Source organism: Paracraurococcus ruber (assembly GCF_004353985.1).
GTDB lineage: Bacteria > Pseudomonadota > Alphaproteobacteria > Acetobacterales > Acetobacteraceae > Paracraurococcus > Paracraurococcus ruber.
In genome coordinates this window covers 1-22,705 of the sequence record NZ_SMOA01000057.1, presented here as the reverse complement: position 1 = coordinate 22,705, position 22,705 = coordinate 1, and the positions used below count along the sequence as shown (strand labels likewise).

Annotated in this window: 21 protein-coding genes; 13 read left to right on the top strand and 8 right to left on the bottom strand. The window is 72.6% G+C overall.

Annotated elements, in window-relative coordinates; all coding sequences use genetic code 11:
- The first annotated feature begins 217 nt into the window (after nt 1–217).
- A complete protein-coding gene (locus E2C05_RS12950) occupies nt 218–1,243 on the top strand; it encodes a phytanoyl-CoA dioxygenase family protein (RefSeq protein WP_158292098.1) in 1,026 nt (341 codons plus the stop codon).
- Between the two features lie 87 nt (nt 1,244–1,330).
- Here E2C05_RS12950 and E2C05_RS12945 read toward each other — a convergent pair whose 3' ends face one another.
- From E2C05_RS12945 to pal, 4 genes are all read right to left on the bottom strand, one after another.
- Entirely contained in the window at nt 1,331–1,663 is a 333-nt protein-coding gene (locus tag E2C05_RS12945) for an FtsB family cell division protein (protein ID WP_207191609.1), read from the bottom strand.
- 228 nt (nt 1,664–1,891) lie between these two features.
- Complete coding sequence (locus E2C05_RS12940; RefSeq protein WP_133220055.1) at nt 1,892–3,124, bottom strand: polysaccharide pyruvyl transferase family protein; 1,233 nt, start codon at nt 3,122–3,124, stop codon at nt 1,892–1,894.
- A gap of 5 nt (nt 3,125–3,129) precedes the next feature.
- On the bottom strand, nt 3,130–4,407 hold the full coding sequence (gene eno, locus E2C05_RS12935; protein ID WP_133220054.1) for a phosphopyruvate hydratase: 1,278 nt from the start codon (nt 4,405–4,407) through the stop codon (nt 3,130–3,132).
- 115 nt (nt 4,408–4,522) lie between these two features.
- Nucleotides 4,523–5,041 carry a peptidoglycan-associated lipoprotein Pal gene (gene pal, locus E2C05_RS12930; protein ID WP_133220053.1) on the bottom strand — a complete coding sequence of 173 codons (519 nt, stop codon included), beginning with the start codon at nt 5,039–5,041 and terminating at the stop codon, nt 4,523–4,525.
- 198 nt (nt 5,042–5,239) lie between these two features.
- On the opposite strand from pal, the gene mtnA reads away from it, so the two are divergent.
- Complete coding sequence (gene mtnA / locus E2C05_RS12925; protein WP_133220052.1) at nt 5,240–6,331, top strand: S-methyl-5-thioribose-1-phosphate isomerase; 1,092 nt, start codon at nt 5,240–5,242, stop codon at nt 6,329–6,331.
- Between the two features lie 58 nt (nt 6,332–6,389).
- On the opposite strand, the gene E2C05_RS12920 is transcribed toward mtnA, so the two are convergent.
- Entirely contained in the window at nt 6,390–7,337 is a 948-nt protein-coding gene (locus E2C05_RS12920; RefSeq protein WP_158292097.1) for a methyltransferase domain-containing protein, read from the bottom strand.
- A gap of 451 nt (nt 7,338–7,788) precedes the next feature.
- Here E2C05_RS12920 and E2C05_RS12915 point away from each other — a divergent pair, with 451 nt between their 5' ends.
- The 4 genes from E2C05_RS12915 to E2C05_RS12900 all read left to right on the top strand — a co-directional run bounded on the left by E2C05_RS12915 (nt 7,789) and on the right by E2C05_RS12900 (nt 12,862).
- Nucleotides 7,789–9,339, top strand: coding sequence for a porin (locus E2C05_RS12915; protein ID WP_133220050.1), 1,551 nt, complete (start codon nt 7,789–7,791; stop codon nt 9,337–9,339).
- A 72-nt stretch (nt 9,340–9,411) separates the two neighbouring features.
- Nucleotides 9,412–11,178: an AMP-binding protein gene (locus E2C05_RS12910; RefSeq protein ID WP_205082806.1), complete on the top strand. Its 1,767-nt coding sequence runs from the start codon at nt 9,412–9,414 to the stop codon at nt 11,176–11,178.
- Nucleotides 11,175–12,452, top strand: a complete 1,278-nt coding sequence (locus E2C05_RS12905) for a thiolase family protein (protein ID WP_133220048.1) — start codon at nt 11,175–11,177, stop codon at nt 12,450–12,452. The genes E2C05_RS12910 and E2C05_RS12905 overlap by 4 nt, the downstream gene beginning before the upstream one ends.
- A complete protein-coding gene (locus E2C05_RS12900) occupies nt 12,449–12,862 on the top strand; it encodes an acyl-CoA thioesterase (RefSeq protein WP_133220047.1) in 414 nt (137 codons plus the stop codon). The genes E2C05_RS12905 and E2C05_RS12900 overlap by 4 nt, the downstream gene beginning before the upstream one ends.
- 110 nt (nt 12,863–12,972) lie before the next feature.
- Here the strand turns inward: E2C05_RS12900 and E2C05_RS12895 are convergent, their stop codons facing one another.
- Nucleotides 12,973–14,106 carry a CaiB/BaiF CoA transferase family protein gene (locus tag E2C05_RS12895; RefSeq protein WP_133220046.1) on the bottom strand — a complete coding sequence of 378 codons (1,134 nt, stop codon included), beginning with the start codon at nt 14,104–14,106 and terminating at the stop codon, nt 12,973–12,975.
- 148 nt (nt 14,107–14,254) lie between these two features.
- Here E2C05_RS12895 and E2C05_RS12890 point away from each other — a divergent pair, with 148 nt between their 5' ends.
- Nucleotides 14,255–15,289 (top strand): amidohydrolase family protein, encoded by a 1,035-nt coding sequence (locus E2C05_RS12890; RefSeq protein WP_133220045.1) that lies wholly within the window; start codon nt 14,255–14,257, stop codon nt 15,287–15,289.
- Between the two features lie 30 nt (nt 15,290–15,319).
- Nucleotides 15,320–16,495, top strand: coding sequence for an MFS transporter (locus E2C05_RS12885; RefSeq protein WP_205082804.1), 1,176 nt, complete (start codon nt 15,320–15,322; stop codon nt 16,493–16,495).
- Here the strand turns inward: E2C05_RS12885 and E2C05_RS12880 are convergent.
- The gene (locus E2C05_RS12880) at nt 16,473–17,075 is read right to left on the bottom strand and encodes a carboxymuconolactone decarboxylase family protein (RefSeq protein ID WP_200306508.1); all 603 of its coding nucleotides are present in this window, start codon (nt 17,073–17,075) and stop codon (nt 16,473–16,475) included. The genes E2C05_RS12885 and E2C05_RS12880 overlap by 23 nt on opposite strands.
- Before the next feature lie 143 nt (nt 17,076–17,218).
- Between E2C05_RS12880 and E2C05_RS12875 the strand changes: the two genes are divergently transcribed.
- The 5 genes from E2C05_RS12875 (at nt 17,219) to E2C05_RS12855 (ending at nt 22,221) form a co-directional block, all read left to right on the top strand.
- Nucleotides 17,219–18,133, top strand: a complete 915-nt coding sequence (locus E2C05_RS12875; RefSeq protein WP_133220043.1) for a branched-chain amino acid ABC transporter permease — start codon at nt 17,219–17,221, stop codon at nt 18,131–18,133.
- A complete protein-coding gene (gene livM, locus E2C05_RS12870) occupies nt 18,130–19,413 on the top strand; it encodes a high-affinity branched-chain amino acid ABC transporter permease LivM (RefSeq protein WP_133220042.1) in 1,284 nt (427 codons plus the stop codon). The genes E2C05_RS12875 and livM overlap by 4 nt, the downstream gene beginning before the upstream one ends.
- The gene (locus E2C05_RS12865; RefSeq protein WP_133220041.1) at nt 19,410–20,246 is read left to right on the top strand and encodes an ABC transporter ATP-binding protein; all 837 of its coding nucleotides are present in this window, start codon (nt 19,410–19,412) and stop codon (nt 20,244–20,246) included. The genes livM and E2C05_RS12865 overlap by 4 nt, the downstream gene beginning before the upstream one ends.
- Nucleotides 20,247–20,299: 53 nt before the next feature.
- Nucleotides 20,300–21,013 carry an ABC transporter ATP-binding protein gene (locus E2C05_RS12860; RefSeq protein ID WP_133220065.1) on the top strand — a complete coding sequence of 238 codons (714 nt, stop codon included), beginning with the start codon at nt 20,300–20,302 and terminating at the stop codon, nt 21,011–21,013.
- 83 nt (nt 21,014–21,096) lie between these two features.
- On the top strand, nt 21,097–22,221 hold the full coding sequence (locus tag E2C05_RS12855) for a branched-chain amino acid ABC transporter substrate-binding protein (RefSeq protein ID WP_133220040.1): 1,125 nt from the start codon (nt 21,097–21,099) through the stop codon (nt 22,219–22,221).
- A gap of 223 nt (nt 22,222–22,444) precedes the next feature.
- Here E2C05_RS12855 and E2C05_RS32990 read toward each other — a convergent pair.
- The coding region (locus tag E2C05_RS32990; protein ID WP_158292095.1) for a hypothetical protein at nt 22,445–22,705 on the bottom strand (261 nt) is incomplete at its 5' end.

The window sequence follows — 22,705 nt, the reverse complement described above, 5'->3', positions numbered from 1 at the left end:
TTGCAATGCAATACGTCGCTTAACCATGATTCGGTTAACGTCCAAATTCCAGTCCGCCGGCATGCCGTCGCAACCGTTGCGGCCAGCATCGCCCCGACGCAAGAAACACCATCCCCACCCGCGCCTGAACGCAAAATCCGGCCGTCTCGACAGCCGCTCGCCGGATCGCGATACCGCAGCCGCGGCCGCGCCGGCCGCCCGCGGAAGGGACACCGCCATGCGCCGCTGGGCCCGCTGGCTGCTCGCGCCGGTCCATCTCCTGGCCCTGGCCGGCCAGGCCAAGTCCTTCGAGGCGAATCCGCTGCTGGGCAGTTCGCGCCTGAACCGCCTCGGCCTCCACCTGGCGCGGCGGCGCCTGGCCGCCCGCCTCGGCGCCCGCCGCCGCGCCCGCCTGGCCGCCCTGCTGCCGGTGGCGGAGCGCGCCGCCTTCGACCGCGACGGCTACCTGGCGATCCCGGACTTCCTGCCGCCTGCCGAATTCGCCGCCCTGCGCGCCGAGATCCTGGCCTGCCGTGCCCCGGCCAGGGAATTCCAGGACGGCGCCACGCTGACCCGGCTGATCCCGCTGGACGGGCGGGCGCTGCGGCACCTGCCGGCGACCCGCGCCGCGCTGCTCGGCCCGCGCTACCTGGGGCTGCATGCCTATGCCGGCAGCCACCGGCAGCGCCCGCATTTGCTGGTGCAGAGCGTCTTCAGCGGCGTGCGCGACGCCCCGCCGGACGTGCAGACCGCCTGGCACAGCGACACCTTCCACCCCACGGTGAAGTCCTGGCTGTTCCTGACCGAGGTGGCGGAGGATGCGGCCGGCTTCACCTATGTCCCGGGCTCGCACCGGCCGACGCGGCGGCACCTGGCCTGGGAACGCCGAGCCTCCCGCACCGCCGCCACCGCGCCGGATGCCATGACCCGCCAGGGGTCGCTCCGGGTCGAGGAGGCGGTGCTTGCACGGCTGGGCTACCCGCCGCCGCGCAAGCTGGCCGTGGCGCCGAACACCCTGGTCATCGCCGATACCAGCGGCATCCACCGCCGCGGCATCGCCGCCGGCACGGCCTGCCGAATCGCCATCTGGGGCTATGCCCGTGGCAACCCCTTCTGGCCCTGGCCGACGCCGCCCCTGCCGATGCCGGGCTTCGCGCTGCGGGGCTTCTGGGCGGTGCAGGATGCGGTGGCGCGGCTGACGCGCCGGCGGGGCGGGTGGCGATGGGTAGGGGAGAGGACGCCGGACGCGCCGCCGGCCCTGTGATGCGAGGGAGGCTCATCGGACGCCGGCGCCCGCCCCGTCACGCTTTCTCCGCCAGAGGCCGAAAGGCCTCCGGACACCCCGACCCTGCTACTGGAACAACCGGCGGCCGGGCTCGTAGGGGATGACCAGCTCGTCCTTGCCGACCAGGTTCAGCAGCATGCGGGCGCGCTCGTCCAGCTGGTCGCGGTCGATCTCGTCGCCGCGCAGGCCCAGCACCTTGCGCTCCAGTGCATCGCGCTCGGCCACCGCCCGGCCCAGCGCCTCGTTGGCCAGCCGGATATCCCCCAGCTTGCGCTCCCGCGCCTCCAGCCCGAAATCGCCGTGCTGGGAGTGCCAGGCGAAATAGCCGCACAGCGCCGCGAAGGTCAGCGGCAGCAGCGCATCGCGAACCCGGCGCTTCACCGCGCGCACAGCAGACATACGCAACAGATCCTCGAGGAAATCCGCGGCAGAGAATCAGCCGCGGCGGCAATTGGCAAGCGCAATCGTATGCCGAAGCGCAACTCAGGCGCGGCGGCACCGCCGGGTCCCGGCGCGGCGCCGCCAGGCACCTCGGTCGCGCGGGCGCACCAGGCCTCAGCCGCGCTGGCGCAGCCTCCCGCAGCCGCGCCGGCGTATCGTCCTTCAGGCGCGCCGGCGCATCCTTCCTCAGGCGCGCTGGCGCGCGGGCAGGCCCTCCACCAGCGCCGCCAGCCGCGCCAGCGCCGCCTCCGACGCCGCGCGGAGCGGCGCGAAGGCGGCCGGGTCGAGCGGCGGCGGCGGTGCCGCCAGCCAGGCGGGCAGGTCGCCGCAATGCTCGAGGTAGCGCCCCGGCGCGCCCAGCGCCGCGAACAGGCCGCGATTCTTGCTAGCACCCAGGCCGAGGCAGGGCACCCCCTCCAGCACTGCCGCGATGCAGCCGTGGTAGCGGGCGGAGACGACGACCGACGCCGCCGCGCAGGCCCCCCGCAGGCACGCCATGTCCGTGACGAAGCGCAGCCGCGGGAACCGCGCCGCAAGCTCCTGCTCCAGCCGCCATTCCATCGCCACGAGGTCGACCCCGTCGCCGGCCGCCGCGGCGGCATCGAGGAACGCCGCCTCCGCCGGATGCACCGGATGCTTGACGATCAGCAGGGGCCGCGTCCGCGGTGCCGGCATCCGCGGCTGACCGCCGCCGGACAGCAGCCCGGCGAGGAGCACCGGATCGGCCATCCAGGCGACGCCGGACGGGTCGCCCTGTCCCGGCGGATCGCGCAGCGAGGCGAAGGCGGCGCCGGCGAACAGGGCCCGGCGCAGGGCGGCGCGCCCGGCTTCCCCCGGTTCGGGCGGCACCGCGCCCAGCCCGACCAGCGCATGGGGCGGCCCCCAGGCTGGCATCCCCCTCACCCAGGCCGCCTCCTCCAGCGGGTAATGCACCGGGGCGAGCAGCCCGCCGCCGCCCACCACGACCAGGTCGAATTCGCGCAGCGCCGCGGGCTCGGCGATGGTGTCCGGCCGCATGATCCGGCCGGCATCGAAGGGAAACTCCGCGTCGTCGATCCAGGAACAGGCCCGGATGTCGAGCGGCCGCCGCACCGCGCCGCGCAGCAGCCCGGCCACCGCCTGCGCCTGCGCGGCATCGCCGAGGTTGCCGTTGCCATAGGCGCCGAAGAGCAGCACGCGCAGCGCGCCGGGCGCGAAGGGCGCCTGCGTCGCTTCCGCCGCCATCCGCTTCGCCGCCGCCAGCCGGCGGCGGCGCTCCGTTGCCTCCGGCGACTCGCGGATAGCGCGGATCAGGCTGACGAGGTCTGGATGGTGGCCGGCATGGAAGGCCGCCGCCGCCTCGCTCTCCGGCGGCCGGTCGAGGTCCACATGGTAAAGTGCGCGGACGACCTCCTCGACCGTGCAGGACCTCGCCGCCACCGGCGTCAGCGCTTCAGGATGGTCCGCCCGGCATAGCGCGCGGCCGGGCCCAGCTCCTGCTCGATCCGGATCAGCTGGTTGTACTTGGCGAGACGGTCGGAGCGGCTGAGCGAGCCGGTCTTGATCTGCCCGCAATTGGTGGCCACGGCCAGGTCGGCGATGGTGGCGTCCTCGGTCTCGCCCGACCGGTGGCTCATCACCGCAGTGTAGCCGGCGCGGTGCGCGGTCTCCACCGCCTCCAGCGTCTCGGTCAGGGTGCCGATCTGGTTGACCTTGACCAAGATGGAGTTGCCGGTGCCGCCCTCGATCCCGCGCCGCAGGCGCTCGGTGTTCGTCACGAACAGGTCGTCGCCCACCAGCTGGACCTTGCCGCCCAGGCGCTGGGTCAGGGCCTTCCAGCCCTCCCAGTCATCCTCGGCCATGCCGTCCTCGATGGAGATGATCGGCCACTTGGCGCAGAGCGCCGCCAGGTAGTCCACCATCCCGCCCTGGTCGAGCGTCTTGCCCTCGCCCTCCATCACGTATTTGCCGCCATGGAAGAACTCGGTGGAGGCGCAGTCGAGGGCGAAGACGATGTCCTCCCCCACCCGGTGGCCGGCCGCCTCGCAGGCCTTGGCGATGAAGCCCAGCGCCTCGTCGGCCGAGCCGATATTGGGGGCGAAGCCGCCCTCGTCGCCGACATTGGTGTTGTGGTGGGCGTCGTGCAGCGCCTTCTTCAGCGCCCCGAACACCTCGGCGCCGATCCGCACCGCATCGGCGCAGGTGCCGGCGGCCACCGGCATGACCATGAATTCCTGGATGTCGATCGGGTTGTCCGCATGCTTCCCGCCATTGATGATGTTCATCATCGGCACCGGCAGGGTGCGGGCGAAGACGCCGCCGACATAGCGGTAGAGCGGCTGGCCGAGATCGGCGGCGGCGGCCTTCGCCACGGCCAGGGACACCGCCAGGATGGCATTGGCGCCCAGCCGCGCCTTGTTCGGCGTGCCGTCCAGGTCGAGCATGATGCCGTCGATCTTCACCTGATCGGTGGGGTCGAGGCCGGAGAGGGCGTCGAAGATCTCGCCCTCCACATTCGCCACCGCCTGCAGCACGCCCTTGCCGGCGAAGCGGGACTTGTCGCCGTCGCGCAGCTCCACCGCCTCATGCGCACCGGTCGAGGCGCCGGAGGGGACGATGGCCCGCCCCACCGCGCCGCTGTCCAGCACCACCTCCGCCTCCACGGTCGGGTTGCCGCGGCTGTCGAGGACCTCGCGGGCGATGATGTCGACGATGGCGGACATGCGGCTCTCCGGCTGGCTCTGGATGGCGCGGCCTTAGGACGACCGGGGGGATGGGGCAAGGCCCGCATCCCCGCGCCATCGTGACGGCTACGTGACGACCACGCGCCGCCCGGCCCTACCGCACCGCCGTCACCGCCCGGCGGTTCTGCGCCCAGGCCTGCTCGTCCGAGCCCAGCGCCTCCGGCCGGTCCTTGCCGTAGCTGAGGGTCTGGATCCGCTGCCCGGCCACGCCGTTGCCGACCAGCAGGTCGCGCGCCGCATTGGCCCGCCGCTGGCCGAGCGCCAGGTTGTACTCCCGCGTCCCGCGCTCATCGGCATGGCCTTCCACGGCCACCTGCACCTGGCGGTACTGCTGCAGCCATTGCGCCTGCTTCTGCAGGGTCGGCCGCTGGTCGGCGCCCACCGTGGCGCTGTCGGTGCCGAAATACACCCGGTCCCCGGCGGTCTGGGCCAGGTCCTCCTGGCTGCCGGGGCGGGCGCTGCCGCCGCGGCCGGCGCCGCCGGACAGGGCGGACCCGGACAGGCCGGCGGCATTGGCCGCGGCATTGCCCGTGGCGGCGGCATCCTCCGCCGAATCGGAACAGGCGGCGGCGAGGAGGGCGAGGCCGAGGATGGCCGCCGGCGCGATCTTCATGCGGGGACTCTCTCTGCTGCTGGACCGGGCTGCCGGGGCGGGACTCCGCCGGCCGGCGCGCCGCGGCCCGGGGCATCGCCCGCCGGCGCCGCGCGCGCAAGCGGAACCGGCAACCCCGGCGCGAAAACCCGCCGCGGTGACAGCCCGCTTGCCTTGCCGTCCGGGGCGCCGCACATCACGCCCCATGAAGGGCGACCCATGAAGATCGACGGCACCCCCTATCGCAGCGTCTGGGTGGATGCGGATGGCTGGTCCGTCCGCATCCTGGACCAGACCAGGCTGCCCTGGCAGCTCGACCTCCTCCGCCTCACCGATGAAGACCAGGTGGCGCATGCCATCCGGTCCATGCAGGTGCGCGGCGCGCCGCTGATCGGCGCCGTCGCCGCCTATGGCGTGGCGCTGGCGCTGCGGGCGGATGCCTCCACCGCCGCCCTGGACCGGGCGGTGGCCATGCTGGGCGAGACGCGCCCGACCGCCATCAACCTGCGCTGGGCGCTGGAGCGGATGCGCGCCCGGCTGCACAACCTGCCGGCGGCGGAGCGCGTGGCCGCCGCCTATGCCGAGGCGCTGGCCATCGCCGACGACGATGCCGAGACCTGCCGCCGCATCGGCGAGAACGGCCTGCCGCTGCTGCGGGAGATCGCCGCCCGCAAGCCGGGCGAGGCCGTCAACGTCCTGACCCATTGCAATGCCGGCTGGCTGGCCACGGTGGATTACGGCACCGCCCTGTCGCCGATCTATCAGGCGCATGACGCGGGCATCCCCATCCATGTCTGGGTGGACGAGACCCGGCCGCGCAACCAGGGCGCGGCGCTGACCGCCTTCGAGCTGGGCAAGCACGGCGTGCGCCACACCGTCGTCGCCGACAATGCCGGCGGCCACCTGATGCAGCATGGCCAGGTGGATATCTGCATCGTCGGCACCGACCGCGTGACGCGGACCGGCGACGTCGCCAACAAGATCGGCACCTACCTGAAGGCGCTGGCGGCGCGCGACAATGGCGTGCCCTTCTGGGTGGCGCTGCCGCATTCCACCATCGACTGGCGCGTCGCCGACGGCGTCGCCGAGATCCCGATCGAGGAGCGCGGCGCGGCCGAGGTCACCGACCTGACCGGCCGCACCGCGGATGGGAGGATCGAGACGGTGCGGGTCGCCGCCGAGGGCAGCCCGGCCGCCAACCCGGCCTTCGACGTGACGCCGGCGCGGCTGGTGAGCGGGCTGATCACCGAACGCGGCCGCTGCGCGGCCTCGGAAGCGGGGCTGCGCGGCCTCTACCCCGAGGCGCCCTGAGCCAGGGCGGCCCGCTCGCCGCGCGATCGCCGCCCGGGCGGCGAAGGCCGCGGCGGCGCTACCGCTTCGTCGCGGTCAGCACCGTGGCGCAGGCGAGCTCGAGCTGCTTGTCCATCGGCAGCTCGGTGGCGAAGGGCTGCTCCACCATCGCCTCCCAGGGCTGCAGGAAATCCGCCACCCGCATGGCGAGGAATTCCTCCCGGGTGCGGCCGGCCAGCCCCTGGGCGTAGCTGCCGAGCATCCAGTGCAGCGCGATGACCGGATGGGTGGAGGGGAAGACGGTGACGTCGCGGACCTCCAGCCGGTCCTCGAACAGCCGGCGGATGCCCTGATGCGTCGCATTGAAGTAGTGGTGCGGGTAGCCGTGCAGCGGCTGCAGGAAGGGCACGGCGCAGAACAGGTCGCCGCCCGGCTTCAGCACGCGGGCGATCTCCGCCGCGCAGCGGAAGGGGTCGCGCACATGCTCCAGCACCGCGACCGAGAAGATGGCGTCGAAGCTGTCGTCGCGGAAGGGCAGCACCTCCCCGACGCCGAGGATGTCGGTGGTCGGGTAGTCGACGATCTCGTAGTTGACCACGTTCGGGTAGTAGACCGGGCGGCGGCCGGCGCCGCAATCCAGCACCAGCCCGTCCCGGTGCTTCTCCACCAGACGCTGCATCGGCGCGTCATAGGCGTTCTCCGAGACATTCTCGGTCTCGACGATCCGCGTCTCGGCGCGCAATTCCGACGTGAGGAAATCGTATTTCCCGTCGCGCGTCTCATGCGGCAGGTCGAGCCGCAGATGCGGCCGCAGCCGGTCCAGCTTGGCCGCCCGCAGCGCCGACAGGTCGTGCAGGTGGCGCTGCCGCCGGCCCTCGTGGCGGCCGAAGGCCTCGAAATGCTGTCGCCCCGAATCGAAGTCGCCGCGCGCGACCGCCTGCTGCACATCGGCATTGGCGCGCAGATAGGCCGCCTCGTCGAAACTCTCGTCCGTCGCGGCGTCGAACAGCACGATCGGGGCGGCCATGGGCGACGATCCTCGTCCTCGGGCGGAAGGCATGCGGGCGCGGGCCTGGGGGCCCGGGCGCAGCCCGTCCCCCATGCCTGCGCAGGCCGCAACGAATGGCCCGGGCCGGCGCCGGCATGAAGACACAAGCCGGTGTCCCGGGCCAGATCGGCCGGCCGCAGGGACGCACGGCCGCGGCAGGGGGGCAGGTGCGCTGCGGGTCCGCCCGCACGGCGTGGGTCGGCGGCCGGACAGCGCGCAGCACGCCACCATCGGGACCCGGGCCGGTGCGGCCCGTCGCCGCCGCGGGAGGGTTCCGCGCCCCGGCTCCCGCCCGGGCCAGGGCCCGCAAGCACCTGACGGCAGGGGACAAAACCCTGCGAGTTCGTGGTCGGAAGGTCACGGAAACGTCTTACCGCTTCCGGTGCCGGCGCTGGTGTCTATCGGCGCAACACGGGAGCGAGTTCACCATATGCCCAGTTATACGTTCGGTTACCGGGCGCTGCTGCTGGCCGGCGCCCTGGCCGCCGTCGCCGCACCGGCCGGGGCGCAGGATGCCGCGCGGATGGAGGCGATCGAGCGGCAGATCCGCGCCCTGCAGGGCGAGCTGACGCGGATGCGGCGGGACATGCAGGCGCGCGAGACCGAGACCCGCGCGGCGAAGCAGGATGCGGCGCAGGCCCGTGCGGAGGCGCAGGCGGCGCAGCGCCGGCTGGACACCACCCCGCCGCCCGCGGCGCCGGCCCGCCTCACGCAGGAGCCGCCGCGCGAGCAGGTGCGCTTCAGCCTGGAGAGCAACCGCCCCACCATCACCGCCCTGGATGGCCGCTTCCGCGCCTCACTCGGCGCGCAGATCCAGTACGATATCGGCGGCGCCCTGCAGGGCGACCGCACCGCCGGCGCGCCGCGGGTGAACGAGTTCGGCCAGAATCTCCGCCGCGGCCGGCTGTTCTTCGGCTTCCAGTACGACGATTTCCTGCTGAACGTGACGCCGGAATTCGGCGGCTCCCCCGACGGCACGGCGACGCTGTACGAGGCCAACCTGAACTGGTCGCCGGTGAAGCCGCTGCAGCTGACGGTCGGCTACTACAAGCCGTATTTCGGCCTGGCGGATTCCATGAGCTCGAACGACTTCCTGTTCCTCGAGCGGCCGAGCATCATGGAAGTCGCGCGCAACATCACCGCCGGCGACGGCCGCGCCTCGGTCGGCGGACGCTGGGCGGCCAGCCGCTGGTTCGCCTCGGGCTACCTGACGGGCGACAGCTACGGCGCCAGCAGCACCAACCAGACCACCAGCGGCCAGACCGGCTTCGCCGGCCGCGTCGCCGGCCGGCCCTATGCCGATGCCGACGCGGACCTGCATCTCGGCCTCACCGGCTCCTACGCCTTCGACCTGCGGCGCCAGGCCGGCACGCCGACCGCGGAAGGCCAGACGCTGCGGCTGCGCGACCGGCCGGAATGGCGGGCCGGCGATGCCTCCACTCGGCTGGTGGATACCGGCGCCCTGGCCGCCGACGGCGTCGCCACCTGGGGCCCGGAGCTCGGCCTCCGCTACCGGAGCTTCATGCTCCAGGGCGAATACCACCAGATCAACGTGCAGCAGGCGCAGGCCACCGGCTCGCCGCGGCCGGACCTGACCTTCCAGGGCGGCTATGTCGAGGCGTCCTATGTGCTGACCGGCGAGACGCGGCGCTACAGCACCTCCTCCGCCGCCTTCGGCCGGCCCAGCCCGGCCCGGCCGGTGACCGATGGCGGCTGGGGCGCCTGGGAGATGATGGCCCGCTGGAGCCTGATCGACCTGGACGACAAGGTGACGCGCGGCCGGTCCCAGGCCTCGACCGGCGGCGTCTATGGCGGCCGGCAGGAGGTGGTCGGGCTGGGCCTGTCCTGGTACCCGACCAATTACCTGCGCTTCATGCTGGACTGGAACATCGTGAACGTGGACCGGCGCAATGCCGCCGGCACGCAGCAGATCGGCGACCGCTTCCACACCCTCGGCCTGCGGACGCAGATGGCCTTCTGAGCGGCCCGGGCTCCCCGGCCCCGGCGTCGCCGGGCTTGCCGGCCGGGCGGCGGGATGCGTCACTGCCGCCGCATGACCGCCGCCGGGGAGGATACGGACGGGGGTGCGCCGCTCTTCGCGCCCCCGCGCATGGACCGCAGGCCGCTGCCCGGCGGCGGCTGGCGGCTGCGCGCGCGGGACGCGCTGCAGCCGCATGCGCCGCGCATCACCGACGCGCTGTGGCACTGGGAGGCCGCGGCGCCGGACCGGCCCTTCCTGCGCGAGCGCGGCCCGGATGGCGGCTGGCAGGGCGTGGGCTTCGGCGAGGCGGCGGCGCAGGTGCGCGCGCTGGCTGCGGCGCTGCTGGCGCGCGGGCTTGGGCCGCAGCGGCCGCTCGCCATCCTCTCCGGCAATTCGGTGCGGCATGCGCTGCTGGCGCTGGCGGCGCAGGCGGTGGGCGTGCCCAGCGCCGCCATCTCCGTCCCCTATTCGCTGCAGAGCGCCGACCTCGGCAAGCTGCGCCAGATCCTGCGGCGCCTGCGTCCCGGCCTGGTCTTCGCCGAGGACGCCGTGGCCTTCGCCCGCGCCCTGGCGGTGGAGGACGCGCGGGGCGTCGAGGCGATCTCCGCGGCCGATTGGGACGCGCTGCTGGCGGTGCCGGTGACACCGGATGTGGCATGCGCCATCGAAGCCCTGGATCCCGACGCACCCGCAAAGATCCTCTTCACTTCCGGCACCAGCGGCCTGCCGAAGGGCGTCGTCACCACGCAGCGGATGATGGCGGCGAACCAGCAGCAGATCCTGCAGGCCTGGCCCTTCCTGGCGCAGGCGCCCCCGGAGCTGCTGGACTGGCTGCCCTGGAGCCATGTCTTCGGCGGCAGCCACAACCTGAACCTGGCGCTGCGCTTCGGCGGCACGCTGTGGATCGATGCCGGGCGGCCGATGCCCGGCGCCTTCGACGCGACGCTGGCGAACCTGCGGGAGGTGGCGCCGACCATCCGCTTCGACGTGCCGCGCGGCCATGCCCTGCTGCTGCCGGCGCTGGAGGCGGATGCGGCGCTGGCGGCGCATCTCTTCGCCCGGCTGCGGCTGGTGTTCAGCGCCGGCGCCGCGCTGCCCGAGGCGCTGTACGGCCGCTGGCAGGCGCTGGCGGCGCGGCATGCGCCGCGGCCGGTGCCGGTGGTCTCCGCCTGGGGGATGACCGAGACGGCGCCGGCCGCCATCGTCACGCATCGGATGGACGCGCCCATGGGCTGCATCGGCACGCCGCTGCCGGGGGTGGAGCTGCGGCTGCTGCCGGTGGAGGACCGGCTGGAGCTGCGGCTGCGCGGCCCCAATGTCTTCCCCTTCTATCTGGACGACGCGGCGGCGACCGAGGCCGCCTTCGACGCGGACGGCTTCCTGCGCACCGGCGATGCGGTGGCCTGGCTGGACCCGGCGGACCCGGACCGGGGCCTGCGCTTCGACGGCAGGCTGGCGGAAGATTTCAAGCTGCTGTCCGGCACCCGCATCCATGCGCAGGAGGTGCGGCTGCGCGCCCTGGCGGCGCTGGGCACCCTGGCGCGCGACGTGGTGGTGGTGGGGGCGGACCGGGACGAGCTTGGCCTGTTCGTCTTCCCCAACGAGGGGGCCGGCCGCGACGCGGTGCTGGCGGCGCTGCGGGCGATGAATGCGGCGGCCGGCGACGCCTCCTCCCGCCGCGTCGCGCGGGCCATGCTGCTGGCGGAGCCGCCCTCGCTCGATGCCGGGGAGGTGACCGACAAGGGCTCGCTCAACCCGCGCGCCATCCTCGCCCGCCGCGCCGCGGCGCTCGAGAGGCTGTACAACGACACCAACGACCCGGAGGTCCTGACGCCATGAATGCTCCCGTCGCCCCCGCCGCGCCCGACTGGACCCGCCATGCCGAGGGCGCCCTGCTGGAGCGCTTCGCCGATGCCGTGCTGGTGGCCGGCGCGCGCACGCCCTTCGTCGACTTCAACGGCGCGCTGGCGCTGGTCTCGCCGACCGATCTCGGCATCCATGCGGCGCGGGCGGCGATCGCGCGCGCCGGGATCGACCCGGCGCGGATCGGCCTGACCGTCGCGGGCAACTGCATCCAGGCCAGCTTCGACAGCCTGTTCTATGCCCGGCATATCGGGCTCTATGCCGGCATGCGGGACGACCGGCCGGCGCATGGCGTGCAGCGGCTCTGCACCACGGGGTTCGAGGCGATTGCCCAGGGCGCCCGCGCCACCAGCACGGGCCAGGCGGAGGCGGCGCTCTGCGTCGGCACGGAGAGCATGAGCCGCGCGCCCGTCGCCTCCTTCACCTCCCGCGGCGGCTTCGGGCTGGGCCAGGTGGAGTTCAAGGATTTCCTGTGGGAGGCGCTGTTCGACACCGGCTGCGCCACCGCCATGGGCGGCACGGCGGAGAACCTGGCGCGGCTCTATGCCGTGACGCGGGAGGAGACGGATGCCTATGCCGCGGAGAGCTTCGCCCGCGCCCTGGCGGCGGTGGCGGCGGGCCGCTTCGCCGAGGAGATCGCGCCGGTGACGGAACAGGTCTTTGAAGGGCCAGGCCTGAAGGCCCGCAAGCTGTCCCTGCCGCGCAAGGTCGAGCAGGTGGCGGCCGACACGCATATCCGCCCGACGCCGCCCGAGGCGCTGGCGAAGCTGAAGCCGGTCTTCGGCGGCGTGCAGACCGGCGGCAACAGCAGCGCCATCGTGGACGGCGCGGCCGCGGTGGTGGTGACCACGGCGCGCGCGGCGCAGGGCGGCGGCGCGGCGCCGCTGGCGCGGGTGACGGCGGCCTGCGCCGCGGGCGTGCCGGCCGAGGTGATGGGCATCGGCCCGGTGCCGGCCACCATGGCGCTGCTGCGCGGGGTCGGGCTCGGCATCGGCGACATCGACCTGTTCGAGATCAACGAGGCCTTCGGCGCACAGGCGGAGAGCGTGCGGCGGGCGCTGGGCGTGCCGCAGGACCGCTTCAACGTGAATGGCGGCGCCATCGCCTTCGGCCATCCGCTGGCGGCCACCGGCGTGCGCTGCGTGCTCTCCCTCGCCATGGAGTTGCGCCGGCGCGGGCTGAAGCGCGGCATCGCCGGCGCCTGCGCCGGCGGCGGCCAGGGGATGGCGGTGCTGGTGGAGGCCATGTGACGCCATTCCGCCGCAGCCTGCTGGTCCATTGGAACGAGTGCGATCCGGCGCGCATCGTCTTCCATGCGAATTTCATCCGCTGGATGGACGAAGGCTTCACCGAGTTCTGCCGCGCCCGGGGGGTGGATTTCGCGGCGATGCAGCGGGCCGACCCGGCCTTCCTGGGCTGCCCGCTGGTGGATGTGCGCTGCGCCTTCCGCGCGCCGGCGCGGCATGGCGACGTGCTGGCGCAGGAGATCGCGCTGGCCGGCTATGGCGGCGGGAAGTCCTTCCGCCTGGCGCACCGCTTCTTCCTGCCCGATGGCACGCTGGCGGCGGAGGGCGAGCATGTCCGGATCTGGGGCCGCGAGGAGGGCGGCGCGCTGCGCGCCCTGCCCGTCCCGCAGGAGTTCATTGCGGCGCTCGGCTGACCCGAGATTTCCAAAGGCCCCTCGGCCAATGCGGATCCCATCGACGACGCTGCGCATCGCCGATGGGATCCCGGGTGGCGGGGGCTCGGGGGAGGCGAAGCCTGCCCCGGTCAGCGCTTCAGGTATTCGCCGGTATGCTGCCCCAGGGTCGGCGCCGGCCGGTCCGACCAGGGCCGCTTGCGGTCGAAGCTCATCGGCAGCCCCACCACGCGCACGCCGCTTTCGGGCAGGGTCTGCACAATGTCCACCGCGGCGAATTGCTCCGTCGCCGCGACCTCGCCGATGTCGTTGACGGCGGCGCAGGGCACGCCCGCCGCTTCCAGCGCCGCGATCCAGTGCGCCCGGGTGTTGGTCCGCAGCACCTCGGCGATCATCGGCACCAGGATGGCGCGGTGCTTCACCCGGTCGCGACCGCGGGCGAAGCGTGGGTCCGTCGCCCAGTCCGCATGGCCCAGCACCTTCGCGCAGCGGGCCCAGAGCCGGTCATTGCCGGCGGCCAGGCAGAAGGGGCGATCAGCGGTCTCGAAGACCTGGTAGGGCACGATGACGGCGGCGCCGGTGCCGTGGCGCCTCGGCACGTCGCCGGTCGCCAGGTGCTGGTTCACCTGGCCTTCCACCCAGAACACCGCCGTCTCGAACAGCGAGGTATCGACCAGGCAGCCGCGGCCGGTGCGGTCGCGCTGGCGCAGCGCGGCCAGCGCGCCGATGGTGCAGAACAGGCCGGTGGCCTTGTCGTTGATCGAGGCGCCGCAGAAGGTCGGCGGGTCCTCCGGCCGTCCGGTCATGCTCATCATGCCGCCATAGGCCTGCAGCAGCGGATCGAAGCCGGGGTTCAGCCGCATCGGCCCCTGGTAGCCGAAGGCCCAGATGGAGCAGTAGACGAGCCGCGGATGCCGCTCCAGCATCGCCTCCGGCCCGATGCCGATCTCGTCCACCACGCCGGGGCGAAGGTTCTGGATCAGGATGTCGGCGGTCTCGCACAGCCGGTGCAGCGCTTCGACATCCGCCGGCGACTTCAGGTCCAGCACCACGCTCCGCTTGTTGCGGTTCTGGCTGTGGAAATAGAGGCTGGTCTCGCCATCCGGGCCGAAGGGCGGGCCCCAGAGGCGGGCATCGTCGCCGCCATCGGGCTTCTCGATCTTGATCACCTCGGCGCCCATATCGGCCAGCACGGCGCCGGCCAGCGGTCCGGCCAGGGCCTGGCCCACCTCGATCACGCGCACGCCCTCCAGCGGCAGGGTCATCGCATCCTCCCTTGGTCTCGGCTCGAGGATAGAGCGGATCGCGGCGCGGCGTGAACGCCGCGCCGCGCGATTCCGCGCGACGGCTGGCGCGGGGTGGCGAGAGGGGGCAAGCTGCCGCGCGGGAACGTCCGGACGGGGAAATGCCCGCATGAGCAATGCCGCGAACATCCACTACCTCCCGGTGCGGGAGGACTGGCTGGCCCGCCGCACCGAGGAACCGCTGGAGCCCGGCCTGCCGATCGTCGATCCGCATCACCATCTGTGGGACCGGCCGGACTGGCGCTACCTGCTGCCGGACCTGCTGGCCGACACCAACCAGGGCCACAGCATCGTCGGCACTGTTTTCGTGCAGTGCCGCGCCATGCACCGCGCCACCGGGCCGGAGGCGATGAAGCCGGTCGGCGAGACCGAGTTCGTCAACGGCGTCGCGGCGATGAGCGCCTCCGGCGGCTATGGGCCCACCCGGGTGTGCGAGGGCATCGTCGGCCATGTGGACCTGACGATCGGCGCCGCGGCGCGGGAGGTGCTGGAGGCGCATATCCGCGCCGGCGGCGGCCGCTTCCGCGGCATCCGTCACATCACCGCCTGGGACCCCGACCCGGTGATCATGAACCCGGCCTATACCCCGCCGCGGGACATCCTGTTCCGCGACGAATTCCGCGCCGGCTTCGCCCAGCTTGCGCCGCTCGGCCTGTCCTTCGATGCCTGGCTGTACCACCCGCAGATCCCGGACCTGACGGCGCTGGCCCGCGCCTTCCCGGAAACCAACATCGTGCTGGACCATGTCGGCGGGCCGCTCGGCATACGCGGCTATGCCGGCCAGCGCGACGAGGTCTTTCGGGGGTGGCGCGCGGCGATGGCGGAACTCGCCACCTGCCCGAATGTCTGCGTCAAGCTCGGCGGCCTCGGCATGCGCATCAACGGCATGGGGTTCGAGGACAAGGCCGACCCGCCCTCCTCCGACGAGCTCGCCGCCGCCTGGAAGCCCTGGATCGAGACCACGATCGGCCTGTTCGGCGCCGGACGCTGCATGTTCGAGAGCAATTTCCCGGTGGACAAGGGCAGCTACGGCTACGGCGTCTTCTGGAACGCCTGCAAGAAGCTGGCGGCGGGCGCGGGCGCGGAGGAGACGGCGATGCTCTTCGCCGGCACGGCGCAGCGCTTCTACCGGCTGGGGGACTGACCCTTGCCGCCCGGCCGCAGCGTCGCGGCCGTGATCGCCGCGCAGGTGCTGGTGCAGATCGGCGCCTTCAACCTGCCGGCGCTGCTGCCCGCCTATCTCGCCGCCTGGTCGCTGAGCAAGACCGAGGCGGGCTGGCTGATCGGCATCTTCTTCGCCGCCTATGTGGCGGCGGTGCCGGTGCTGGTCTCGCTGACCGACCGCGTCGCGGCGCGGCGCATCTACCTGATCGGCGCCGGCTGCACCGCGCTCTCGCATCTCGGCTTCGCCTTCGTCGCCGACGGCTTCTGGGCCGGCATGCTGCTGCGCGCCGTGGCGGGGGTGGGCTGGGCGGGCTGCTACATGCCCGGGCTGAAGGCCATCACGGACTCGCTCGCGGGGCCGGAGCAGTCGCGCGCCGTCTCCTGGCACGCGGCCGGGGTCGGCATCGCCGGCGCCTGTTCCTTCCTGGTGGCGGGCGTGCTGGATGCGCTGGCCGGCCCGCGCGCCGCCTTCCTGTTCGGCGGGGTGGCGGCGCTGGCGGCCTGCCTGATCGCGCTGCGCGCCCTGCCCGCCAGCCCGCCGGTCGCGCCACCCGGCCCGGCGCGGGGGCTGCTGGATTTCCGCCCGGTGCTGCGCAACCGCCCCGCGCTTGGCTGGATCATCGGCTACACGGTCCATACCTGGGAATTGGCGGCGCTGCGGGCCTGGTCGGTCACCTTCCTCACCGCCGCGGCGGCGCGGGAGGCACTGCCCGACTGGGTCCCCGGGCCGACCGTGATCGTCACCGCCATCGGCCTCGCCTGCATCGCCGTCTCCGTCACCGGTAACGAGACGGCGCAACGGCATGGGCGGCGCCGGGTGGTGACCTGGGCGATGGCGGCGGCCGCCCTCGCCTCGCTGCTCGCCGGCTGGACCGCGGGCCTGTCCTTCTGGCTGGCGGCCGCCGCCGTGCTGGCCTGGAATGCGGCGATCTATCTCGACAGCTCGGCGCTCACCGCCGGCACGGTGCAGGCGGCCGCGCCCGGGATGCGGGGCGCGACCATGGGGCTGCACAGCATGGCGGGCTATGCCGGCGCCTTCCTCGGGCCGCTCGGCGTCGGCCTGGTGCTGGACTGGGCCGGGGACCGCGCGCTGCTCGGCTGGGGCCTCGGCTTCGGGCACCTGGCCGCCGTCACCCTCGGCGGCCTCTGGCTGCTGCGCCGGCTCAGCGGTCCGCCAGCGGCCTGAGCGGCTCCGGCACGCCCGGTGGCAGCGGCACCTGGGCGACGTTCAGCACCATCGCCACCGCGACGTAGTAGCCGCTGACCGCCATCAGGTCGATCACGCCGCGCTCGCCGAAGCGGTCGCGCGCGGCGGCATAGGTGGCATCTGACACCGCCTTGGTGCGGTGCAGCTCCGTGCAGAATTGCCAGACGATCGCCTGGTCGGCATCCATCCCGTCCGGCTTGCGGCCTTCCGCCACCGCCTCGGCGATCGCCGCCGGCAGCCCGGCCTTCATCGCCAGCAGGTGGTGCGCATACCATTCGTACTGCGCCGACCATTCCCGCGCGGTCACCAGGATCGCCAGCTCGTTCAGCGCGGCGGGGATGGAGGACTGGAAGCGGAGATACTCGCCGAGCTTCTGGAAGCGCTCCGCCACCTCCGGGCTGCGCAGCATGGCCGGGAAGGGCCCGCGCAGCCCGCCGCGCGGGCCGGCGGTGATCGCCTCCGCCACCCGCTTCTGCTCCGCCGTCATCGCCTCCGGCGCGATGGGCGGCAGGCGGCCGCGGCGGCCGTCATCGGCCGGCAGGCCGGTGTCGCTGGGCATGGCGTTCCTCCCCTGTTCGTGGCGGCATCATCGCCCCGTCGCGGCGGACCCGGCAACTCCCCTGGACGGAAGGCCCCCTTCGCAACCGCAACACACTGGCCTAGCGTGGGCGGCGCAGGGACAATTCACGGCCAGGAGAAACGATGGCCTATGCAATGCAGCAGCTGATCAACGGGATCAGCCTGGGGATGATCTACGGCCTGATCGCCGTGGGCTACACCATGGTCTACGGCATCATCGGCATGATCAACTTCGCCCATGGCGACGTGTTCATGATCGGCGCCTTCATCGCCCTGATTACCCTGCTGCTGCTGCAGATGGGCGGGCTCATGGACGGGCCGGCCGCCATCCTGCTGGTGCTGCTGGTGTCGATGGTGATCACCGCGCTCTATGGCTGGTCGGTGGAGCGGGTCGCCTACCGCCCGCTGCGCGGCAGCTTCCGCCTGGCGCCGCTGATCAGCGCCATCGGCATCTCCATCGTGCTGCAGAACTACGTCCAGGTCAGCCAGGGGGCGCGGCCCAAGCCGATCGAGAACCTGCTGCCCGGCGGGATCGAGGTGATGCGCGACGGGCCCTTCGTCGTGCAATTCTCCTATATCCAGATGCTGATCATCGCCCTCACCCTGGGGGTGCTGGCGGCCTTCACCCTGCTGGTCACCCGCACCCCGCTCGGCCGCGCCATGCGCGCCTGCGAGCAGGACCGGAAGATGGCGTCGCTGCTGGGGATCGACACCGACCGCACCATCAGCCTGACCTTCGTCATCGGCGCGGCGCTGGCCGCGGTGGCGGGCAGCATGTACCTGCTGCGCTACGGCGTGATCGATTTCTACATCGGCTTCCTGGCGGGGGTGAAGGCCTTCACCGCGGCGGTGCTGGGCGGCATCGGGTCGCTGCCCGGCGCGGTGCTGGGCGGGCTGCTGATCGGCCTGATCGAGACCTTCTGGTCCGCCTATTTCAGCGTCCAGTACAAGGATGTCGCGGCCTTCTCCATCCTCGTGCTGACGCTGATCTTCCTGCCCACCGGGCTGCTCGGCCGGCAGGAGGTCGAGAAGGTATGACGCCCGCCCAGGCGCTGAGGGACGCGGCGCTGGCAGCTGCGGTCGCCTTCGGCCTCTTCGCCATGCTGGTCGGGCTGCGGACCGATATCGGCCCGGCCGGCGGCCTCATCCTGCGGTCCCGCTGGGCGGAGGTCGCGCTGCTCTGCGGCATCGTCTTCGCGGGGCGGCTGGCCATCACCCTCTGGGCCGGGCGGCGGGCGCTGCGGGCGACCACGGGCCCGACGCCCTTCACGCTCGCGCTGCAGCGGCTCGGCCGCTTCGTCGCGCCGGTGCTGCTCGCGCTCGCTTTGCTGCTGCCGGCGCTGCCCGGCATCGGCCGCTACGAGCTCGACATCGGGATCCTGGTGCTGACCTATGTCATGCTCGGCTGGGGGCTGAACATCGTGGTCGGCCTGGCCGGGCTGCTCGACCTCGGCTACGTCGCCTTCTACGCCATCGGCGCCTATTCCTACGCGCTGCTGGCGCAGTATTTCGGCCTCTCCTTTTGGATCTGCCTGCCGCTGGCCGGCATCCTGGCCGCCTTCTGGGGCGTGCTGCTGGGCTTCCCGGTGCTGCGCCTGCGCGGCGACTACCTGGCGATCGTCACCCTCGCATTCGGCGAGATCATCCGCGTGGTCCTGCTGAACTGGACCGAGCTGACCGGCGGCCCGAACGGCATCAGCGGCATCCCGCGGCCGAGCTTCTTCGGCCTGCCCTTCAACATGTCGGGCGACCCGGACAGCTTCGCCGGCTTCTTCGGGCTGGAACCCTCCCCCAGCCACCGCATCATCTTCCTCTACTACCTGATCTTCGGCCTCGCCCTGCTGACCAACTGGGTCACCATCCGCCTGCGCCGCCAGCCGCTGGGCCGCGCCTGGGAAGCCCTGCGGGAGGACGAGATCGCCTGCCGGGCGCTCGGCATCAACATCACCACCACCAAGCTGACCGCCTTCGCGCTGGGCGCCATGTTCGGCGGCTTCGCCGGCGCCTTCTTCGCCACGCGGCAGGCCTTCATCAGCCCGGAAAGCTTCACCTTCATCGAAAGCGCCATCATCCTGGCCATCGTCGTGCTCGGCGGCCTCGGCAGCCAGGTCGGCGTCGCCATCGCGGCGCTGGTCATGATCGGCGGGTTCGAGGTGTTCCGCGGCCTCGACGAATGGCGGATGCTGGTCTTCGGCGGCGCCATGGTGGTGATCATGGTGCTGCGGCCGCGCGGCCTGGTCGGCACCCGCACGCCCTCCATCGCGCTGGGGCGGAAGCGCGCCATCAGCGGCGACCTGGTGGGAGAGGGCCACGGATGAGCGGGCATCGGCCGCACCGGGACATGATCCTCGAAGTCGCCGGGCTGACCATGCGCTTCGGCGGGCTGACCGCGGTCAGCCAGGTCTCCTTCGCCGCCACCCGCGGCGAGATCACCGCGGTCATCGGCCCGAACGGCGCCGGCAAGACCACGCTGTTCAACTGCATCACCGGCTTCTACCGGCCGACCGGCGGCGCCATCCGGCTGCACCGGCCGGGGGAGCTGCCAGTGGACCTGCATGCGCTGCCGGGCCACCGCATCGCCCAGGCCGGCGTCGCCCGCACCTTCCAGAACATCCGGCTGTTCCCCGGCATGACCGCGCTCGAGAATCTGCTGGTGGCGCAGCACAACAAGCTGATGAAATCCACCGGCTTCGGTCTCGGCGCCGTGCTCGGCCTCTCCGGCTATCCGCGGGCTGAGCGTGAGGCGGTCGAGCTGGCCAAGCGATGGCTTTCGGCCACCAACCTGATGGAGCGCGCGGACGACCCGGCCGGCGCCCTGCCCTATGGCGCGCAGCGGCGGCTGGAGATCGCGCGCGCCATGTGCACCGAGCCTTCCCTGCTCTGCCTCGACGAGCCGGCGGCGGGGCTGAACCCGCGGGAATCGGATGAGCTGTCGCGGCTGCTGCTCGACATCCGCGGCCAGGGCACCTCGCTGCTGCTGATCGAGCACGACATGGGCGTGGTGATGCGCATCAGCGACAAGGTGGTGGTGCTGGACCATGGCAAGCTGATTGCCGACGGGTCGCCCGCCGCCGTCCGCGCCGACCCGAAGGTCATCGCCGCCTATCTCGGCGAGGGCGACGAGGACGAGGAAGCGGAGGTGGTGGCATGAGCGCCGCCGCCCCCGGCCCCGCCCCCGCCCCTCCCCCTGGCACTGCCCCGGCGATGCTGGAGATCGAGGCCCTCTCGGCCGGCTATGGCGCGGTGCAGGCGCTGACCGATGTCTCGCTGCAGGTCCGGCAGGGCGAGATCGTGACGCTGATCGGCGCCAACGGCGCCGGGAAATCCACCCTGCTGATGACCATCTGCGGCGACCCGAAGCCGCGGTCGGGGCGCATCCGCCTCGCGGGGGAGGACATCACGGGACAGCCGACGCATGCCATCATGCGCCGCGGCGTCGCCCAGTCCCCGGAAGGCCGGCGGATCTTCCCACGCATGACGGTGCAGGAGAACCTGCTGATGGGCGCCGAATCGCTCGTCCAGGGCGACCCGGCGCCGCAGATGCAGCAGGCCTTCACCCTGTTCCCCCGGCTGCGGGAAAGGCTGTCGCAGCGCGGCGGCACGCTGTCGGGCGGGGAGCAGCAGATGCTGGCCATCGGCCGCGCGCTGATGTCGAAGCCGCGGCTGCTGCTGCTGGACGAGCCCTCGCTCGGCCTCGCGCCGCTGGTGGTCAAGCAGATCTTCGACGCGATCCGGAAACTCAACGCCGAGACCGGGCTGACCGTGCTGCTGGTGGAGCAGAACGCCAACTTGGCGCTGCGGCTGGCGCATCGCGGCTACGTCCTGGTGAATGGCCGCATCACCATGGAAGGCCCCGGCCGCGCCCTGCTGGCCCGGCCGGAGATCCGCGACGCCTATCTCGGCGGCGGGCACGGCTGACAAGACGCGGCGGCATCCGTTACCCTGCCGCAAGCGGCCGCGCCGGGACCCAGCGGCGGCCCGACCAAGAAGGAGAGACAGGGATGCTCAACCGCAGGACGCTCCTCCAGTCCGGCCTGGCGCTGCCCGCCGTCATCGGCGCCGGCGATGCCTTCGCCCAGGGCACCGGCCCCATCCGCATCGCCTGCGCCGGGCCGCTCACCGGCTCCAACGCCGCGGCGGGGGACCAGATGAAGGTCGGCGCCACCCAGGCGGTGGCGGACCTGAACGCCGCCGGCGGGCTGCTCGGCCGGCAGGTCGCGCTGGAGCTCGGCGACGATGCCTGCGACCCGCGCCAGGCCGTGTCGGTCGCCAACCAGCTGGCCGGCCGCCGCGTGGTGTTCGTCGCCGGCCATTACTGCTCGGGCAGCTCCATCCCCGCCTCCAAGGTCTATGCCGAGGAAGGCGTGCTGCAGATGAGCCCGGCCAGCACCAACCCGCGCTTCACCGACGAGGGCGGCTGGAACACCTTCCGCGTCTGCGGCCGGGACGACCAGCAGGGCCTGGTCGCCGGCAAGTACATCGCCGACAATTTCAAGGGGAAGAAGGTCGCGATCCTCCATGACAACCAGGCCTACGGCAAGGGCCTGGCGGAGGAGACCAAGAAGTCCATGAATGCCGGCGGCCTGCAGGAGGTGCTGTTCACCGCCTACAACCCGGGCGAGCGCGACTACAGCGCCCTGGTGTCGCGCATGAAGGGCGCCGGCGTCGATGTCATGTATATCGGCGGCTACTACACCGAGGCCGGCCTGATCCTGCGCCAGTCGAAGGAGCAGGGGATGAACGTCACCATGATCGGCGGCGATTCCCTGGTGACCAAGGATTTCTGGCAGATCACCGGCGCCGCCGGCGAAGGCGCGCTGATGACCTTCAGCTCCGACCCGCGCAACCGGCCGACCGCCGCCCGCGTGGTGCAGGCCTTCAAGGCGAAGAACATCGATCCGGAGGGCTATGTCCTCTACACCTATGCCGCGGTCGAGATCTGGGCGGCGGCGGCGAAGAAGCTGAACGCCGTCGACCCGCGGCGCATCGCCGCCGAGCTCAAGGCCTCCGGCCCCTGGCAGAGCGTGCTCGGCCCGATCAGCTTCGACCGCAAGGGCGACGTGACCGTTCCGGACTATGTGTTCTACGTGTGGAAGAACGGCAACTACACCGAACTCAAGTCTTGAAGCCGGGCCGGCGACGGCCCATCCTCTCGGCAGTCGTCAACAACTGAAAGGAGGTGATCCAGTGTCTCATTGTTCTCAGGTGGGTGCCGCAGCCGCGGCCTGGATCATCGTCTCCGCCACTGCAGGGACGGCTTCCTGAGCCACGCGGGGCGGCAACGCCTCTGACCAATGGAAGGGCCCCGGCGGTTGCCGCCGGGGCCCTTCGCATGTCCGGGCCTCCCTCTCAGCCCGGCAGCCAGGCGGCGATGGCGTCGCGCAGCGCCGCGGCGATCCGCCGCTCGAAGCCGAAGCCCTCGGGCGAATCGAACTGCGCCGGCAGGTGCCACTGGTAGGACGGGCCCGGCCAGGGCGCGCGCAGCAGCAGCGCATCCTCGGACAGGCGCTCGGGCGGCGCCGCCTCCCCCTGCCGCGGCGCGTGCAGCAGCACCAGCGCCACCCGGCCGTCGCGGGCGCGGCGGCGCAGCGCCGCCAGCAGGCGCGCCGC